Source organism: Rhizobium anhuiense (assembly GCF_003985145.1).
GTDB lineage: Bacteria > Pseudomonadota > Alphaproteobacteria > Rhizobiales > Rhizobiaceae > Rhizobium > Rhizobium anhuiense.
The window spans coordinates 33,417-52,025 of record NZ_ML133532.1 but is presented as its reverse complement, the minus strand read 5'-3'; the positions used below and the strand labels follow the sequence as shown (position 1 = coordinate 52,025).

Annotated in this window: 17 protein-coding genes; 10 read left to right on the top strand and 7 right to left on the bottom strand. The window is 60.7% G+C overall.

What is annotated here, in order from left to right; translation table 11 throughout:
• Positions 1–16 precede the first annotated feature (16 nt).
• Complete coding sequence (locus EEQ99_RS24735) at positions 17–733, top strand: sensor histidine kinase (protein WP_028755576.1); 717 nt, start codon at positions 17–19, stop codon at positions 731–733.
• A gap of 149 nt (positions 734–882) precedes the next feature.
• On the opposite strand, the gene EEQ99_RS24730 is transcribed toward EEQ99_RS24735, so the two are convergent.
• The 3 genes from EEQ99_RS24730 to EEQ99_RS24720 form a co-directional block, all read right to left on the bottom strand.
• Positions 883–1,320: a response regulator gene (locus tag EEQ99_RS24730; protein WP_028755577.1), complete on the bottom strand. Its 438-nt coding sequence runs from the start codon at positions 1,318–1,320 to the stop codon at positions 883–885.
• A gap of 30 nt (positions 1,321–1,350) precedes the next feature.
• Positions 1,351–2,055, bottom strand: coding sequence for a helix-turn-helix transcriptional regulator (locus EEQ99_RS24725; protein WP_028755578.1), 705 nt, complete (start codon positions 2,053–2,055; stop codon positions 1,351–1,353).
• Between the two features lie 482 nt (positions 2,056–2,537).
• A complete protein-coding gene (locus EEQ99_RS24720; protein ID WP_097631201.1) occupies positions 2,538–2,915 on the bottom strand; it encodes a response regulator in 378 nt (125 codons plus the stop codon).
• 192 nt (positions 2,916–3,107) lie between these two features.
• Between EEQ99_RS24720 and EEQ99_RS24715 the strand changes: the two genes are divergently transcribed.
• Genes EEQ99_RS24715 through EEQ99_RS24700 form a run of 4 tightly spaced genes read left to right on the top strand, consistent with a single transcriptional unit; the run spans position 3,108 to position 8,899 of the window.
• On the top strand, positions 3,108–5,246 hold the full coding sequence (locus EEQ99_RS24715; protein WP_028755580.1) for a sensor histidine kinase: 2,139 nt from the start codon (positions 3,108–3,110) through the stop codon (positions 5,244–5,246).
• Entirely contained in the window at positions 5,233–5,658 is a 426-nt protein-coding gene (locus EEQ99_RS24710) for a response regulator (protein WP_028755581.1), read from the top strand. Before EEQ99_RS24715 ends, EEQ99_RS24710 begins: the two co-directional genes overlap by 14 nt.
• Before the next feature lie 4 nt (positions 5,659–5,662).
• On the top strand, positions 5,663–7,258 hold the full coding sequence (locus EEQ99_RS24705; RefSeq protein WP_028755582.1) for a response regulator: 1,596 nt from the start codon (positions 5,663–5,665) through the stop codon (positions 7,256–7,258).
• A gap of 21 nt (positions 7,259–7,279) precedes the next feature.
• The gene (locus EEQ99_RS24700) at positions 7,280–8,899 is read left to right on the top strand and encodes a VOC family protein (protein ID WP_028755583.1); all 1,620 of its coding nucleotides are present in this window, start codon (positions 7,280–7,282) and stop codon (positions 8,897–8,899) included.
• A 3-nt stretch (positions 8,900–8,902) separates the two neighbouring features.
• On the opposite strand, the gene EEQ99_RS24695 is transcribed toward EEQ99_RS24700, so the two are convergent.
• The 3 genes from EEQ99_RS24695 to EEQ99_RS24685 form a co-directional block, all read right to left on the bottom strand.
• The gene (locus tag EEQ99_RS24695) at positions 8,903–9,796 is read right to left on the bottom strand and encodes a DMT family transporter (RefSeq protein WP_028755584.1); all 894 of its coding nucleotides are present in this window, start codon (positions 9,794–9,796) and stop codon (positions 8,903–8,905) included.
• A gap of 88 nt (positions 9,797–9,884) precedes the next feature.
• Positions 9,885–11,321 (bottom strand): FAD/NAD(P)-binding protein, encoded by a 1,437-nt coding sequence (locus EEQ99_RS24690; RefSeq protein WP_127431237.1) that lies wholly within the window; start codon positions 11,319–11,321, stop codon positions 9,885–9,887.
• Between the two features lie 93 nt (positions 11,322–11,414).
• Positions 11,415–11,843 carry an OsmC family protein gene (locus EEQ99_RS24685; RefSeq protein WP_097596022.1) on the bottom strand — a complete coding sequence of 143 codons (429 nt, stop codon included), beginning with the start codon at positions 11,841–11,843 and terminating at the stop codon, positions 11,415–11,417.
• 143 nt (positions 11,844–11,986) lie between these two features.
• Here EEQ99_RS24685 and EEQ99_RS24680 point away from each other — a divergent pair, with 143 nt between their 5' ends.
• The 4 genes from EEQ99_RS24680 to ligD are packed head-to-tail and all read left to right on the top strand — an operon-like array spanning position 11,987 to position 15,921.
• Positions 11,987–12,247: a hypothetical protein gene (locus EEQ99_RS24680; protein WP_097595996.1), complete on the top strand. Its 261-nt coding sequence runs from the start codon at positions 11,987–11,989 to the stop codon at positions 12,245–12,247.
• Positions 12,248–12,302: 55 nt separating this feature from the next.
• Positions 12,303–12,536, top strand: a complete 234-nt coding sequence (locus EEQ99_RS24675; RefSeq protein WP_028755588.1) for a DUF2188 domain-containing protein — start codon at positions 12,303–12,305, stop codon at positions 12,534–12,536.
• Positions 12,537–12,554: 18 nt separating this feature from the next.
• On the top strand, positions 12,555–13,409 hold the full coding sequence (ku, locus tag EEQ99_RS24670) for a non-homologous end joining protein Ku (protein WP_028755589.1): 855 nt from the start codon (positions 12,555–12,557) through the stop codon (positions 13,407–13,409).
• 1 nt (position 13,410) lies between these two features.
• Positions 13,411–15,921 (top strand): DNA ligase D, encoded by a 2,511-nt coding sequence (gene ligD / locus EEQ99_RS24665; RefSeq protein ID WP_028755590.1) that lies wholly within the window; start codon positions 13,411–13,413, stop codon positions 15,919–15,921.
• 22 nt (positions 15,922–15,943) lie between these two features.
• On the opposite strand, the gene ku (EEQ99_RS24660) is transcribed toward ligD, so the two are convergent.
• Positions 15,944–16,747, bottom strand: a complete 804-nt coding sequence (gene ku, locus EEQ99_RS24660) for a non-homologous end joining protein Ku (RefSeq protein WP_028755591.1) — start codon at positions 16,745–16,747, stop codon at positions 15,944–15,946.
• Between the two features lie 481 nt (positions 16,748–17,228).
• On the opposite strand from ku (EEQ99_RS24660), the gene EEQ99_RS24655 reads away from it, so the two are divergent.
• Positions 17,229–18,563, top strand: a complete 1,335-nt coding sequence (locus EEQ99_RS24655) for an O-antigen ligase family protein (RefSeq protein WP_047613565.1) — start codon at positions 17,229–17,231, stop codon at positions 18,561–18,563.
• Positions 18,564–18,609 lie beyond the last annotated feature (46 nt).

Genomic DNA, 18,609 nt, shown 5'->3' with positions numbered 1-18,609 from the left:
TCGGGGAAGCCGCCAGATGTCATCCAACCCGACAAGACCGCCGGAAACCGCTGTCGCCGGCGACAGCGAGGAGCGCATCAAGCGTTTTCTCGCGACCGCCTCGCATGACCTGCAATCGCCGCTGCGCCACATCGCCATGTATGCCGAGCTGCTGCTCGACGATCTCGAGGAGACGCTCGACGGCGAACAGTTGCAGAGCCTCAGGATGATCCTGGAGAAAGCGCAAGCCGCGCAGCGCCTCACCAAGGCATTGATGAGCCTTGCCGGCGGAACGCCCCAGGTGACGCCTGAAGAGGTGGATCTGCAGGCGCTGGCCGACAATATCTGGGGCGAGTTGACCGACGAGACCGAGGTTCGCGGCGCGACGCTTGAAAGCGTAGGCCTGCCCTCCATCCGGACCGATCCTGCCCTGCTCGGGCTGGTGCTGCGGCATCTGCTGACCAACGCCCTCACCTATCGCAGCGAAGCGCCACCGCATGTGACGATTGCGGCAGTGCGAGAGGGCACCGACTGGTTTATCCGCATCTCCGACAATGGCACGGGCATCGATTCGGCCTATCGGGAGCGGATATTCGAGCCCTTCTGGAAATTGCCGAAAGCGGGAGCGGTTCAGGGCGCCGGTCTCGGATTGACGACGGCGCGGGAGTTTCTGACGGCGCTGGGCGGCGATATCAGCCTCGAGCATTCGGATGAAAGCGGCAGCCGCTTCATCATCCGCCTTCCTATTGCTTGAAATCAGCAACTTCCAGCAGAAGCGTGCAGTGGTTTTGCTGGAAATTGCTTTAACGCGGTTCAGCTTTTAGGGAAGCGCCGAACCGCTCTATCCTTTTGTTTTTACGCAATTCCCGGCAAAAACCGCTTCGCACTTTTCCTGGAATTGCTCTAGATGCTGTAGTCGTCCTTCCAGAAATCCGGGACGTCATAGGTCACATATTCGCGGATGATATGCTGCAGCGTCTGCGCATCGATTTCGTCCTTGCCGATACGGAAATCGACGCCGTAATCCGGGAATTCCTGGAAATAGCCACCCGATATATCGGTCGAGACGACGCCGATCGGTCCGGTATAGCCGATGCCGCGCAGTTCCGGCACCGTTTCACGGAAATCGGCGTTCGGCAGAAGGCGGTTGTCGAGCAGGATGAGATCGAATCGCTCCAAGCGGATCTTTTCCAGCGCGTCACCGATCGAAGGCGAATATTCGACCTCGACGGCCGGCTCGGAGAGATCGGCGATCTTCTTCTTGAGCGCGCGGAATTCGATGAATTCGTCGTCGACAAACAGAACCTTGACGGCGTTCCTTCGGCCCGTTTCGGTGATCATCGTCTCATTTCCCCAATCCCGAAACCAACTTCACGACACCAAACCATTCCTCAAGGCGATCGCCACCATATGAACGCGGTTGACGGCGTCGAGTTTGCGCGCGGCCGCGGTGATGTGCGAATTGACCGTATGTTCGGAGAGACCGAGAATGATGGCGATCTCCGCCGACGTCTTGCCTTCGCTCGTCCATTTGACGATTTCCGATTCGCGCTGCGTCAGCCGTCCGGACATTTCCGGCGTCAGGATTTCCTCGTAGAGCTTGTCGAAAATGCGCATGGCATCGAGAAGCATGTCGGCGATCTCGCTCTGATCGGGCTCCTGACGCTCGCCGCTGAGCACGAGGCAATAGCGCCGCCCTTCCGGCGTGAACAGCGGGATGAACAGAAAGACGCCGCTCAGGAACTCGTTGAAAACCAGCTCGGAGGGATGATCTTCCGGCTGCGCGCTCCGGCCATGGACCGGCGTTGCCAGGAACTGGGCGGACTTTGCCCGGACGGTCCCGAGCGCTTCCTTCAATGTCGTGATGAAAAGGCCGACACGCCGCTCGGCAACATTGGTGATGACGATATCGCGTTCACCGAAAGGAGCTGAAGCCTCGGAAATGCGGGCAAGCGCGAAATTGTCGAAGTTGTAATGCTGCGCCGCCGACTTCAGCAGACGGAAAAAATCGGTGCGGTTGATCGCCCGGCTCAGTTCCGGTCCGGCGTGAAAGGGAATTGCCGGGGCATTGTTCATTCCCACTCTTCCTCTCCTCCCGCCGATGCCTCCGATCCCGAAATCTTGGGATATACGTCTTAGACGCGAAGAGCTACAAAAATTGCGAGACAACTTGATGAGAGATATCGAAAACGGGGACTTTCGATATTTAAGGCGGAAATCATCAATTATCTCAACTACAGGTGATGCACGGGCAGATTTTACTGAGGGGCAGTAGTTCTTACCTGGGTATCGTAAATCTTCTCGTGTTCAACATCCATGAATGCGAGAAGGCAGTGCCAGACGTAAGCGCGAGAGAACCGATAGACCCATTCAGCTAAGGGGTTGGCTGATGTTCGTGGCGGCGAACGCGGGTTCATCGGTTCTCTCAGCGCTTATTTTGCGTTCCATTTCCTTCGCTTCGGTTGCATCTTGTGTTGCGCCCCCGACCTTGTCAATTGCGGTTTGTCGGATGCTCCAGGCAAGCGGCAGAAAACAGGCCGCCGGACTGACGTCGTTTCCTACACTTCAAGATTGAGAATGACTGCGGCAAGGTCAAGGGGTTTTTCGAGATAGAAATCGGCGCCGGCCTCAAGCGCACGCGCGCGATCCTCATCGGCATCCGATCCGCTGCAGATCGCAAGCCGCATCGACTTGAACCGAACATCCCGGCGCAGGCTCAGCACCAGGCCAGTGCCGCTATCGAGCGGCATGTAGAGATCGGTGATCAACAGATCGGGCACGGCCTTGCCTTCCGCCGCGCGCGCCTCCAACGCCTCCAGCGCCATATCGGCTGTCGAAAAGCAGAATAGATCGACGTCTATCTGCTGCTTCCGGCTGATATAGTCGAGATAAAAGAGGTCATCCCTGCTGTCATCGACGTAAAATAGGGTCGGCATCCATCACCGTGATTGGATATTGTTCGAACGAACGTCGCTGTCCTTAGAAATCACGATACCGCGGTTTCACGAAAGTTCGATATATATTACCGCAAGGCATTTCGCAAAAAGCGCGACATCGCCTTCCCTTTGCCTATTGAGTATTCGTTGATTTCGGAAAAAATGACCGCGCAAACCAAGGAGAATAGGCGGGTGCAGGATAGCAGCGACGTGGACCTGCAGGACCAGCGAAGGCGGCACTACCGTGCCTTTGCGATTGCCGTCGGCTGCCTGATGGTCCTTCTCGGCGTGACCGCCCTTGCCGGCTGGCTGCTGCAGGTCGAGATCATCATTTCGCTGGTTCCCGGCTTTCCGTCGATGGCCTTCAACACTGCGCTCTGCTTCGTGCTTTCCGGGACGGGGCTTGCCGCCTCGACACTGACCGGCCGCCGTTTTCGAATAACGGCTACGATGACGGCGGGACTTGCAGCGGCGTTTGCCGCAGCCCGGCTCGTGGAAATCGTCACGATCGGCCGGACTTTCCACAATGTCGACGTGTTGATCTCGCGCTTCCTGGTTCCCCCCGCTTTCATTGTGCAGATCGGCGGCGGCATGGGGCCGAATACGGCGTTGATCTTCCTGATCGCCAATCTTTCGCTGCTGCTTTCGCTCCCGGTGGAGAGGAAAAGCCAGGTGGTGCAGGAGCTGACGAGCTACGTCGTCATGACGCTCGGCATGATCGCGCTGGCGAGCTACGTCACCGATGCCGAACAGGGCTACCGTTGGGGGCCCTATGCAGCGATGGCGCTGCATACGGCGGTCGGCATGGTGATCTTCGGCGCGGGGCTTCTCGCCCGCTCCTGGTGGATGCAGCCGGCAAACCGGGCGCAGATCCCGCTCTGGATCCCGGCTGCCGTGTGCTTCACCGGCCTTCTCGTCGATCTCTATACGCCGCTGGGTGTCGCCAACGGCATTCTCTACGTGCCGCTGGTGCTGACGGCGCTCTGGTTCGGCAACAGGAACGCGCCGCTTTTCTTCGCCTTTGCCTGCACCGTGCTGCTGATGCTCGGCTTCTTCGCCGTCAGGCACGACGAGGCGACGTTCTGGCAGGAGATCGCCAACCGCACGATTACGGCCGCCACGCTCTGGCTGATCGCGATCCTCGTCTTCTATTTCATGCGCAACAACTATAACCTCGAAACCGAGCGCGTCCGCTTCGGCGCGTTGTTGCGCGGCACGCCTGATGCCGTCGTCGTCATCGACGATCGTGGAACGATCAGGAGCTTCAATCCGGCGGCGGAAAGCATGTTCGGCTACTCCCCGCAGGACACGATCGGCCGGAACATCAAGATGCTGATGCCCGAACCCTACCATTCCGAGCACGACGGCTATCTCGCCCATTACCGGCAGACCGGCGAGGAACGGATCATCGGCACGACGCGCATGGTCTCCGGACGCCGCAAGAACGGCATCGTCTTTCCGATCGATGTTTCCATCAGCACCGTCGTCACCGGCGATACGAAGATCTTCGTCGGCATCGTGCGTGATATCAGCGAGCGCGTCCGGCAGGAAGAACGGATGAAGGCGACGCTTGCCCAGCTCGAGGCCTATACGGCCGAACTCGAGCGCAGCAACCACGACCTCGATGAATTCGCCTATATCGCCTCGCATGATCTGAAGGAACCGCTGCGCGGCCTGCACAACCACTCCCGCTTCCTCCTGGAGGACTACGAAGACAAGCTCGACGTCGACGGCGTACGCCGGCTGAACCGGCTCGTACGTCTCAGCCAGCGCATGGAGAAACTCGTCAACGACCTTCTGTATTTCTCCCGGCTCGGGCGGCAGCAACTAGCAGTCAAACGCACCGACATCAGCCTGATCGTCAAGGATGTCGTCGCGACGATGGAGCTGCTGCTCGAGGAACGGCATGCCAAGGTCATCATCGACGGCCGGCTGCCGGACGTGGTCTGCGACGCGCCGCGATTGACCGAAGTGTTCCGCAATCTCATCACCAATGCGATCAAATACAACGACAAGCCGGCGCCGCTCGTCTCGATCGGTTACCTCGACCGGTTCGTCGGCCAGGACGGCACGGTTGCCCGCAACGTGTTTTTCGTTAGAGATAACGGCAAGGGCATACCCCAGGAATTCCATGAGGACATTTTCCGCATTTTCAAAAGGCTGGAAAAGTCGCAGGATTCCGAAGATGGTACCGGAGCAGGCCTCACCTTCGTTCGCAAGATCATCGCGCGACACAATGGCGATATCTGGCTGGAATCCGAGGTCGGCGCCGGCACGACGTTCTATTTCACCCTGGGAAGAAAGCGCGAGGGGCAGAATGCAGCAGCGTGACACGCAACCAATCCTGATCGTCGAGGACAGCGAAGACGATTTCGAAGCAACGATGCGCGCCTTCAAACGCACCAACCTGCGCAACTCGATCCGCTGGGCGGCCTCGGGGCAGGAAGCGCTCGACATGCTCGGCGTGATGGCACCGAAACCGGGGCTGATCCTGCTCGATCTCAACATGCCGGGCCTTGACGGCCGCAAGACGCTGGAGGCGATCAAATCGAACGCCGGCTGGCGCAAGATCCCGGTGGTGATCCTCACGACCTCCGACGACGAGCGCGATATCGAAGGCTGCTATGCGCTCGGCGCCAATACCTATGTGCAGAAGCCGGTCGATCTTGACGGGCTCTTCGCTGCGATCCAGCGGCTGAAGGAATACTGGTTCGAAATCGCGATCCTGCCGCTCGAGGACTGACAGATTGGCGGAAGTCTGCAGCATTCTCATCATCGACGACAATATCGACGATCGCGAGGTCTATCGCCGCATATTGGGCCGCGTCTCCAGCACCGCCTATACGGTCGTGGAGGCGGAGACAGGTGAAGAGGGCCTGGCGTTGAACGGCCGGAAACGGCCGAACTGCATCCTGCTCGACTATTCGCTTCCGGGGCGCGACGGTCTCGGCGTTCTTGCCGATATCCTGGAGGCCGATCCCGCCGCCAACGTCATCATGCTGACCGGCCAGGGCAGCGAAACCGTGGCCGTCGAGGTGATGAAGAGCGGGGCGCGCGACTATCTGACAAAGGATTCTCTGTCGCCGGAAACACTGCATCGCTGCATCCAGAACGCCATCATGCACGGCATGCTGGAAGCAAAGCTGGAGCAGAAGCGGCAGTCGCTCGAGATCTTCACGCGCGCCATGGCCCATGATCTGAAGGAGCCGCTGCGGACGATCAAATCCTTCAGCCGCATCCTGCACGGGTCGTCGGCGCTTCCGGCCGAAGACCGTGAACTGCTCGATTACGTGCTCAGCGCCGCCGACCATATGGAAGATCTGATCGTCAAGGTCTCGGGCTTCACCAGGCTCGAGGCCTCCGGCGGACCGGAGCTCAGGCCGGTCTCGCTCTCCGCTGTGCTCGACCAGGTGGAGGACAATCTGCGTCAGCAGACCGAGAGCCGCGGAGCCGTCATCATCCGCGGGGCGCTGCCTGAGGTGATGGGCGATGCGACACTGCTGACCCAGCTTTTGCAGAACCTGGTGTCGAATGCCATCCGCTATTGCGACCAGAAGGTTCCGGAGGTCAGCATCACCGGGCAAGCGCAGCGCGATATCTGCCGTCTCACAGTGCGCGACAACGGACCCGGCATTGATCCCGAGCACCGCGAACTGATCTTCCAGCCGTTCAAGCGCCTCGTCGGCCGTGGCATCGAAGGCACCGGGCTCGGCCTTGCCATCTGCCGCCGCATCGCGCAGTTGCATGGCGGCTCGATCTGGTGCGAGCCGGAAAATGGGCCGGGCGCCACCTTCGTTGTCGAAGTGCCGCTCGCCGAGGCAAGGCCCGCGCCGCCGGCCGCATCGGCCATCCCGCACAGCGCCAGGCCGGCGGAGCAGCCAGGCGAAGGTTCGGGCAGGCTCGCCGAAGTGCTGCTGGTGGAAGACAGCCCGGCCGACATCCAGATTCTCAAGATCAAGCTGATGCGCCGGGAGAAGGTGAATTTCAACCTGCATGTCGCCACCAATGGACGCGAGGCGATGCGGCTGCTTGAAGAGCGCGCCGGCATCGCCGATGTGCCGCAGATCGACCTGATGCTGCTCGACATCAACATGCCGATCATGGACGGCTTCGAGGTGCTGCATGCGCTTTCCGCCGATGTCCGCCTCAAGCGAATTCCCGTCTGCATCCTGAGCACCTCAAGCGATGAGACCGACATGCGGCGGGCCAGAAATCTCGGCGCGCGCGCCTATATGGTCAAGCCGCCGACCCTGCAGCAACTGGAAGAGGCACTCGAAGATGTCGAACATTTGGAATTGCTGCAGCGCGGCGATTCGCTTGCACTTTGTGCGGAACAAAACTAAGCGACGGTCATTGGCAACGGTATGACCTTCGCAGCTCTCATACTCGCGCTCCTGACGACGCCGCTTCAATCAGGACTGCTCTCGATGGTATCAGGCATTCATCACGTCACGGCCGTAACCCGAAAGGTGCAGGCGAACGTGGACTTCTACGCCGGGTTTCTCGGCATGCGGCTCGTCAAGCAGACAGCCGGTTACGAGGATGCGACGCAGCTTCATCTCTTCTATGGCGATGCGGCGGGGACGCCGGGTTCCCTCCTCACCTTTCTCGCTTGGGAAGATGGCGCGCCCGGCCGGGTGGGCTTCGGCCAGATCAGCGAAATATCGCTGTCGATCGATCCCGCCAGCATCGGCTATTGGCTGACGCGCGCCATGAGCTTCGGCCTGCGCTCGGAGGGGCCGGCCGACGAATTCGGCGAGCCTGTGCTGCGGCTGAAGGACCCCGACAACATCATCCTCAAGCTCGCAGGCACGAAGACCCTGGCATCACCGGCCGCCTGGGACGGCGCCTCGATCCCGATCGAGCATGCCGTCCAGCGCGTGCGCGGCGCCACCATGCTGACGGAGAAGCCTGCCGAAAGCCGCAGCTTCCTCGAGACCCATTTCGGTTATCGCTTCCAGGCCAATCGTGGCACGATCGACAGGCTGGTGTCGCAATCCGGCGACGTCATCGACGTGCGCGATGCGCGCGGCTTCTGGTCCGGCGCGCCGGGCACCGGCACGGTCGATCACGTCGCCTTCCGCGCCGCGAACGAGGACACGCTGCTTTCGGTGCGCAAGGCATTGGAAGCGACCGATGCATCGCCGACCAACATGCACGACCGCAAATATTTCCGCTCGCTTTATGCCCGCGAACCCGGCGGCACGCTGGTGGAGCTTGCCACCGACAAGCCCGGCATGACCGTGGACGAAGAACAGGCCGCTCTGGGGACGAAGCTGTTCTCCCCGCCCGAAGCCATCACCAATCTCCATGACCTGAAGGTGGTGCTGCCGCAGTTTTCGATGCCCGGCCAGCCGCGCGTCAACTATCGCGAGCTGCCATTCGTCCATCGCTTCTATACGCCCCCCGATCCCGATGGCAGCGTCTTCGTGCTGCTGCACGGTTCCGGCGGCAATGAGACGACGCTGATGCCGCTCCTGAACAAGGCGGCGCCGCGGGCGACGCTGCTCGGCGTGCGCGGCCGGGCAACGGAAGAAGGTTTTCCGCGCTGGTACAAGCGCATCACCCCCTTCTCCTTCGACCAGAACGATATCAAGACCGAGGCCGAAGCCTTCGCGGCCTTCATCGAAGGCGCCGTCAAATCCTACGGGCTCGATCCTCAGAAGGTCGTCTATGTCGGATATTCCAATGGCGCCAACCTGTTGAACTCGCTGCTTTACCTGCACCCGAACCTGGTTCACAAGGCGGTGCTGCTGCGCTCCATGCCGGTGCTCAGCGACTATCCGCATGCCGATCTCAAAGGCACGGACCTGCTCGTCATCAGCGGCAAGACCGATGCCTACGGCAAATATGCGAGCGAACTGGAAGAGAGGCTGAAGAGTTCGGGCGCCACCGTCGATTCCGACGTCATCCCCGGCGGCCACGATCTCGGCGATGCCGACATTCCGATCATCCAGAAATGGCTGCTGCAGGAAAATCGCTGACGATCAGCCGCGGCGGGCAACCATGATGCCGGCAAGCACGATGGCGCCGCCGAGCGCCTGCATCGCCCCGATCGCCTCGCTCAGCAACGCCCAGGCGAGGATGGCCGCGACGACCGGCTGCAACAGCAGCGTCAGCGAGGAAAAGGCCGGCGGCAGATAGGCGAGCGCATAGGTGATCGCCACCTGCCCGCCGGCATGGCTGATAAAAGCCAGGCCGAAAACGATCGACCAGCCATAGACGGTCGCGGGCAGCATATGGCCCTCATAGATGAGGCCGATCGGAAAGATGCAGACGGCGGCGCAGGCCGTGCTCCACAACATGATGCGGATCGTATCGAACCGGCTGCGCAGCCTGCCGATCGCCAGGATGTAGCAGGCATAGAAGAAGGCGGCGATCATCGCCATGCCGTCGCCGCTGAGATCGCCATTGCCGACAGCTGCCGGCCCGCCCTTTAGAATGACGACGCCGCAGAGCGCCACGGCAAGTCCGAGGATGAAGATGCGGCTGATCTGCGCGCTGAAAAAGAGGAAGGCGATCAGCGTGACGAAAACCGGCGCAAGGTTGGCAAGCAGCGTCGCATTGGCGACCGACGTCATGGTGAGCGACAGGTGCCAGGCGCCGAGATCGAGCGCCAGCATGACGCCCGGGAGAACCAGCATGCCGTAGTCGGAAAGATTTTGCGGCTTCGGACCCCTCTCCTTCTTCATCAGCGAGACGATGAAGATCGGGATCAGCGCCAGCGCCACGCGCCAGAAGGCGGTCGCCATCGGACCGACCTCGGACAGCCTGACGAAGATCGGCGAGCCGCCGATCGCCGCTCCGCCGAGAAGGAGGGCCGCAAGGGCAAAACGATTGGAAGGCGAGGCTTCGGAAAGGGTGGAGGCAGGCTGCGACATGATCTCGATATTTTGGTCACCCGGATGCCGGGTGCGTATCAGAAGTCGATCGCCGGCGACAGCCGAAGAGCGACATATTGATCGAAAATCAGGCAGGATGCCTATTCGTCGCGCGCATCCTCAGCTTTTCGGCGATCTCGCCGGCGACGAAGAAGGCATGCTCGGTCACCTGCGGCAGTCCCATCAGCTCGCCGAACGTGCCGCGCGCCAGCGGGCCGGAGATCAGCAGCGAGGGGTCGGCCCGTCCGGATGGGCCGATCGCCTCCGAACGCTCGGTACAGGCAAGGCCGAGGCCGGTCGGGTCGAGCGCCAGATGACCGTCTGCCGCAAGTGCTGCAAGCCAGGGCTGGGTTTCGAGGATACCGCCATGCGCCGGGCCGGTGGTGACGACGACAGCGTCATAAGGTCTCTCCAGCGGCTGGCGCTGATGACGCGGCTGCAGGGTGCAAAGGATCAACTCGCCCTCGATGCGCGCATCGGCGACCGAGCCGGCCAGGATATCGAGGCGGCCCGCAGCAACCGCCGCGTCGAGCACGGCCTCGACCTGCGGGGCGATCCGGAAACGGTGCACGTCCCAATAGGGACGCAGATGACGGACGAGACGGCGCCGTTCGGCAACCGGCAGCGCCTGCCAGAGTTCGTATCCCTGCGCCCGCACCTGATCGATCACGCCATGCCAGCTGATGCCGTCAGCCTTCGCCGCATCGATGGCGGTGCGGATCTCCGCCAGCAGCGACACGGCGGAATGGGTCGCATCGGAGACGAAATCGCCGAAGAGCGGCTGCGGCACCGGCGCATGGCCGCGAGACCGCAGACCGCGCCGCGAGATCGCGGTCACCGGACCGTCATGTCCGCGCTGCGCCAGCGAGGCAATCACATCGGCGGCCGTCAGACCGTTGCCGATGACCAGCACCCGGTCATGCGGGCGGATAGCGTCGAGCGCTCCGGGCTTGGTGGTATCGGCGACGAAACGGGGATGGGCCGCAAGCCGGATCGCAAGCCGGCCGGGAGCTGCCGGCGGCGGATGGCTGGTGGCGATCGCGACGATATCGGCCTCCGTCACGCCGCCCTTGTCGTCGAGGATCGACCAGCGGCCGGCACGGCGTTCGACACCCGTCACCGCGGCGCGGCAATGACGCACGCTCCCGTCTTCCAGCAGCGGTTTCAGCAGGGAGGCGACATACTCGCCGAAGAGCCGACGCCGGGGGAAGAATGAGCCATCGGGCTGCCTGGCCTCGGGATCGTCGGCGACGGCATCGCGGGCTTCGATCCAGGCCTGGAATTCACTCAAGTCGCCCGGCTGCAGGCTCATCTTGGCGGCCGGCACATTGATGCGATGAGCCGGATCATCCGTGTCATAGGCAAGGCCGCGGCCGAGTTCGGCGCGCGGCTCGAAGACCACTATGGCAGGACGCTCGCCGCAGTCGGCCTTAGCGAGATGATAGGCGACGCCGGCGCCGGAGATACCGCCGCCAATGATGGCAACGACGGGTTGTGCGGACGTCGGGAGAGGCTTGGGCTGCATGGTGGCCGGGATCGTTGCTTCGATATCCGAGCATAGAAGCGGGGCAGCGGTCGCGCAATCCTTCCGCCGCTATTGTCTATAATTTTTATAGGCTTATCCCGATATTGTCGTCGAGAATTCGGGATTGCCGCGGATGGTGTTGCTCACCGTGCAGATCTCGTTCTCGGCGGCGTGGGCGATCTTCTGCCGGGTCTCCTCGTCGATATCACCCTTGATCGAGAAGGCGATGTTGAACTTGGCAACGCGCGAAAGGCCTTCCGTCGCCTTCTCGCCGGTGACGTCGGCAGTGATCTCGCTGATCTTGTCGAGAACGCCCATCTGGCTGGCGACGATGCGGGCGCTGAGCACCAGGCAGGCCGAGAGCGAGGAATAGAGCAGGTCGAGCGGATTGAAGCCCGGCTGCGACGGCGCGGTGACGATATCGATCTCGCCCTTGGTGGCGGAGATGACGTGCGGGAAACCGGTGCGGCCGACCACGGCGGTGGCGCCGGTCGGGCGGGGGCGAATCTTGAGATCGGCCATATTGAAATCCTCTCGCAAATATCCTGCGGATGGCGATTCCGCCTGATGCGGCGATGGCAAAGCCCGCCCACCGGTTTCGGAACCTTTCCATCCCTCATCAGTTGAATACACCTGAACGAAATCAGTGACAAAGGTGGATTGCGATGGTGCACGTCCGCAGCATGGATAACCAAGGCCGGCGGATGGATGCTCGTGATCGGCTGATCGTTGCGCTCTATGCGCAGCTGAAAGCCGAGCGGGAGACGCGCGAAACGCTGGAATGGGCGATCCGCAACGGCGCCGTCTCGAAGGAGGTGCTGGAGGCGATCGCGGCCGATCCGGTTCCCGTCGTCACCAGCGAGGATATCGCATCGCTGGAGAAGATCATCGCCCTCGATGAACGGCGCAAAACAAATCGGAACTAGAGCAGGATGCCAACGCCATCATGCTCCCTATTTAATTGAGAAGAGGAGATCCGAAATGGCCGATATCACCTACCAGGTCGTCCCGCATGACAATGGCTGGGCCTATAAGCTCGGCGATACGCTTTCGGAAACCTATGCGACGGCTGATGAAGCGATCTTCCATGCCAAGGACGCCGCGTCGCGCCAGAAGATCGGCGATGGCGATGCGCTGCTCGCCTATCCCGCGCCTGACGGCCGCGGCTGGGCATTTCAGGAACTCGAAACCGACAAGAGCGGCAGCCGGCTCTGATTTGCGACGGAGGATGGAATGGCCGCTCGGGCAAGCTGGAAGGGTCATCTGAAGGTGGGCGACCTTGCCTGCGCCGTCGGGCTCTACACCGCCGTTTCCTCCTCCGACCGCGTCTCCTTCAACATCATCAACCGCAGGACCGGCCATCGGGTGGAACGGCAATTCGTCGACAGCGAGACCGGCAAACCGGTCGAGCGGGACGACCAGGTCAAGGGCTACCAGATTGAGAGCGGCGACTACATCGTCATCGAGGGCGACGAGATTGCCGAGATCATGCCGGAGAGCGACAAGGTGCTGAATATCAAGGCTTTCATCGCCCTCGACGGGATCGACAAGCTTTATTTCGACCGCCCTTACTATCTCGCCCCCGTGGACGAGCATGACGAGGAGGCGTTGTCGCTGATCGCCAGGGGCATGCGCGACGGCAAGGTCGCAGCACTCGCCGAAGCCGTGCTTTTCCGGCGCAACCGGACGCTGCTGATCCGCCCTCATGACGACTACATCGTCGCGACGATGCTGAACTTCGATTACGAGGTGCGCTCGGCCGATACGGTCTTCAAAGACATTCCCGACATCAAATTCGACAAGGAGATGATCGAGCTTGCCGGCCATATCATCGGCACCAAGCAGGCCAGCTTCGAACCAAGCGAATATGAGGATCGTTACGAGGCTGCCCTCGTCGAACTGGTGAAGGCGAAGATCGAGGGCCGGGCACCGCCGAAGAAGAAGAAGCAGCCGGAGCGCAAGGTCGTCGACCTGATGGAGGCGCTGCGCCAGAGCGCGAAGATGAGCGGCAAGGCCCCAGCAACGAAGGATCCGGCAAAGAAGAAGGCGCCGGCCCGCAGCGACAGCCACAGCAAGAAGGCAAGCTGAGATGGCTCTCGAAACCTATCAGGCGAAACGCAATTTCAAGCTCACCCCCGAGCCACGCGGACAAAAGGGCCGCAGCAGCGGCAACAGCTTCGTCATTCAGAAGCACGATGCGACCCGGCTGCACTATGATTTCCGGCTGGAGATGGATGGGGTGCTGAAGAGCTGGGCGGTGACGAAAGGACCAAGCCTCAACCCGGAGGATAAGCGGCTCGCCGTGCATGTCGAAGATCACCCGCTCTCCTATGGCGATTTCGAGGGCATTATCCCGAAGGGGCAATATGGCGGCGGCACCGTCATCGTCTGGGATCGCGGCACCTGGACGCCGCATGGCGATGCGCACAAGGCCTACCGCAAAGGCCATATGGAATTCGAACTCGACGGCGAGAAGCTGAAAGGCCGCTGGCATCTCGTGCGCATGCACGGCCGGCCCGGTGAAAAGCGTGAGAACTGGCTCTTGATCAAGGGCGACGACGCCGAGGCGCGCCATGACGGCGACATCCTCGACGAACGGCCGGAATCAGCCAAAACGGGCCGGCAGCTCGAAGAGGTGGCGGATAATCCCGAAGCGACCTGGAATTCGAAAGCGAAGAACGGCAAAGGGATTGCCGTCAAAAGACCGGCTCCGAAGGCAAAAGCCGCCGCACCCCGGGAACGCGACTGGCCGAAGGGCGCGCGCAAGGCCGCGATGCCGGATTTCATCGAACCGGCCCTTGCCAAGCTGAAGCCGAAGCCGCCGGCGGACGATCGGTGGATCCATGAGATCAAGTTCGACGGCTATCGCCTGCAGGTGCGGATCCGGGACGGGGAGGTCAAGATGCTGACCCGCAGCGGGCTCGACTGGACGGCAAAATTCGGCAAGGCCGTACTCGATGCCTTCGCCGCCCTGCCGGTGCGATCGGCGGTGATCGACGGCGAGATCGTCGTCGAGCGCGATACTGGCGCTTCGGATTTCTCGGCGCTGCAGCAGGATTTGAGCCAAGGCCGCGATGATCGCTTCGTCTTCTATGCCTTCGATCTTCTGTATCTCGACGGCCACAGCCTGCTCAACGCGACGCTCCTCGATCGCAAACATCTGCTCGAAACCCTGATACCCGGCGACGACGACAAGCTGCGCTACAGCGCGCATTTCAACGAAAGCGGCGGACTGGTGCTCGACCATGCCTGCCGGCTCAGCCTCGAAGGCGTGATCTCCAAGCTGCGTGACAGCAAATATACGTCGGGACGGAAGGGCGATTGGATCAAGTCGAAATGCTCGCATCGGCAGGAATTCGTCATCGGCGGCTACGTTCCGTCGACATCGATGAAGAATGCGATCGGCTCGCTGGCGATGGGGTATTACCAAAACGGCGAACTCAAACATGTCGGCCGTGTCGGCACCGGCTATACGGTGGCAACGGCGCAGATGCTCCATGAGAAGCTGTCGCGGCTGACGCAGAGCGAGAATTCCTTCGACGACAAACTGACATCGGAGGAACGGCGCGGGCTGATCTATGTGAAACCGCAACTGGTCGGCGAAGTGGAATTCCGCGCCTGGTCGGCCGACGGCAATCTGCGCCATGCCGCCTTCCGCGGCCTGCGCGAGGACAAGCCGGCAAAGGACGTGACGCGCGAAACGGAAAAGACCACAGCTCGCGCTTTGCCGAAATCGGCGGTGGCGCTCACCCATCCCGACCGCATCTACTGGCCGGACGAGGGCGTTACCAAGGAGGGCCTGGCGAATTACTACGCCCAGGTCTGGCGCTTCATGGCGCCCTATGTCGTCAACCGGCCCCTGGCGCTGCTGCGTCTGCCCGACGGGATCAAGGGCCGGCAGCGGTTCTTCCAGAAACATGCCTGGAAGGGCATGAATCCGCATATCGGCGAGATAACCGATCCGAAGGACAAGCAGGGCGAGAAGCTGCTGCGCATTACCGATTTCGATGGCGTCGTGGCGCTGGTGCAATCGGCCGTGCTGGAAATCCACCCCTGGGGTGCGACGACCGACAATTGGGAAAAGCCTGATATGATCACCATGGACCTCGACCCCGGCGAGGAGGTGGCGTGGGAGAATGTGATCGCCGCGGCTTACGAATTGAAGGAACGGCTGGAGGCCGAGGGTCTCGCCGCTTTCGTCAAGACCACAGGCGGCAAGGGGCTGCATGTGGTGACGCCGCTTGCACCGAAAGCCGGCTGGCTGGAGGTGAAGGGCTTTGCCAAATGGCTTGCCGACAGCATGTCGGCCGACGATCCCCAGCGCTATCTCGCGACGGCGACCAAAGCCAAGCGCCAGGGAAGGATCTTCATCGACTATCTCCGCAACGGCCGCGGCAATACGGCGGTCGCCCCCTATTCGACGCGGGCAAGGCCGGGGGCTGCGGTGTCGATGCCACTGGAATGGGATGAGCTCACCGCCGACATCGGGCCGGCCTATTTCACGGTGGACAACACGCCGACGCGGCTGGACGCCTTGCCGAGAGATCCTTGGGACGGGTTTTTCGCGGCAGCGAAACCGCTGGAAAAGAAGAAGCGATAGCGGATCGGCAATACCCTTTCGCCTAATGCGGTTTGCGCCCGCTCTCAGCAGCCAGGCTCTTTTTCAACGCATCCATGATGTTGATGACGTTGCCGGTCGATTTCACCGGGGCAGGCTTTTTCGCGGATGCGGTCTTCTTCAGGCTCTTCTGTTTGCCGCGGATCATCGCCTTCAGGCGTTTCTGAATCGGATCCTGCACCATGGTGGGGCTCCAATCCTTGGTCTCTTCCTTCACCAGTTGCTTCATCAGCGTCAGCAGCTTGCTGTCGATCTCGGTGTTGCTATCGAGTTCGGCAATGGGATCACGCACCTCGTCGCCATAACGCAGCGTCCAGAGAACGATGCCTTTGCCTTGCGGCTCCAAGAGCACGGCACGCTCGCGACGATAGAGAACCAGACGGGCGATGCCGACGACATCATTCGCCTTCATCGCCTCGCGGATGACGCAGAAGGCTTCCACCCCGACCTTGTCCTCGGGCGCCAGAAAATGCGGCTTGTCGTACCAGATCCAGTCGATCGAGCCGCGCGGCACGAAACTGTCGATGTCGATGGTGCGGGTGCTTTCGAGCCCGACCTCCTCGATTTCCTCGTCTTCGAGCAGAACATAATCGTCCTCGCCGCGCGGATAACCCTTCACCTGGTCCCGCTCGGCCACAGGTTTGTGAGTGACGCTGTCGACATAACGGCTTTCGACGCGGTTCTTCGTCTGGCGATTGAGGACATGGAAACGAACCTTGTTGCTTTCGGTCGTGGCCGGCGTCAGCGAGACGGCGGCGGTGACGAGCGAGAGCTTGAGATAGCCTTTCCAGAATGTCTGACGTGCCATGTCTGTCCTGCCTCCCGGACATGGTTGGGCATCGTTATCAACGGCCTGTTCGGTCTTTGGTTCCGGGAGCTGATGAGGTTTCGATTGACGACGACAGCCAGCGTCCCGGCGCGCGGCAGCGGGTGGCTCGAACCAGTTGGGCGCGACATATTGGAAGGTTTAGCAAACTGGATTCGAGGAATGATATGGCTTAAAGTGGCGCCACATGGCGGGTTAAAGCAGGAACTGCAGCAATAACTCGTTGGTCTGGCTCATGAATTTCGCGCCAACCATATACTGCAGGAAGAGCGACGTGTCGGCTGTTTTGGATTGTGGGAGTGGTCAACCGATCGAAATCTATCGATTTGTGATGGGTCGTAGACAGAAACCAGTGTCGATGATTTCAATGTCGCATACAGAGTCCAGCAGAGGTAAATTGTAATTTTGGCTCAGTCCTATTTCGAATAGGAACATCCCCGAACATGAGATAGAAGAGCTCTTAATGGCGATACAAGACGCGTCTATAGCACGAGACTATTATCAAGGCAGCCACCGTCGGCGGACTGCTTCCAGATGGCGCGTCAGACGGGACGTGCTGGCGAAGCTGGTGCTTACTGTCGCATTCTACGCCGCACTTTGGCGGGCGACCGGCATGTGGTACGGACTGCCGGCAAATTTCGATGACGGCGCGTCGGTAGACCCGCTTCCGATGAAGCTGATGCTTTACAGCCTTATCCCGTTGTCCGGTTTGTATTTTCTGTTGGAACAACGGCAATTCATACGGACCTTTTCAAGAATTTCGCCCCTCATCGGGGTCGTTGCCATTTCCTGTCTGACATCAATCGTGTTCTCGATTGACAGAGGGGCGTCTTTAAAGGGATTGGCCGCCGTCATTGTTCTTGCGCTCCCGCCGCTGCTTTATCGCGCGCGGTATGGCAACGTGGAAGCGTTTCGCATCCTGGGGCGTTTTGCGATCGCGGCCGCATTTATCAATGTTCTCTATACTGCCGCTTTCCCGCAATTTGCCATCATGCGTGGCAGCTATGCCGGCATGGTAAAGGGGGCGTTTTACCACAAGAATACGTTGGGACAATTTTGCTCGGTCAGCTTTGTGTGTCTGTTGTCGACGCAGAAGCTAGGCCGACTTCGTTACAGCACGCTTGTACGGTGGGCTGCGATGCTTTGCCTCCTCGCTTTGATTGTAGCGACAAAGTCGTCGACCGCGGTTGTATTGACGATGTTCGGCAGTGTCATGCTGTATGCGATCCGGATTATCCACGTCTATCCAAATCGCCTTTTTCGCTCATTTGTCGTCGCCCTGCTGTTTCTTCTGGTGGGTTTTGCCGCCAGTTTCATTTATTTGGGTGTGGCCTCTGCCGTTGCTGAAGCTTTCGGCAAAGACCTTACTTTCTCGGGGCGCACCAACATCTGGGAACAGCTGTTTCCGCTGATATGGGATAGGCCTTTAACCGGCTATGGCTTTGCGATGTTCCGCCAGCCCGATGTCATGGAGGAATACGTCAAGGTGACGTTCGACGCGCGGTCGACGCACAACACCTACCTCGAACTTGCCCTCAATATCGGCATTCCCGGTATAGGCGCATGGGTCTTGTTTTTGGTGACTCGTCTGTTCCGGAAGATGACAATCGTCGAAGCCGATCAAGAGCGATCGGGCGCCAGACGGAAGGAGATCGTGATTATCATCCTGATCATGCTTGGATCCATGACAGAGGCAGGGATGATGCTCGCACCTTTTATTCTCTGGCCACACACTGTGATTGCACTCTCCGAGCTGCGTCCGAGGCTGTTGGCAAACCGGAGACCGCGTGAGGCTTGAGACACGGAGGCTTCACGGGGGCTCCACTCCGCCTGGTCTCAGTGTG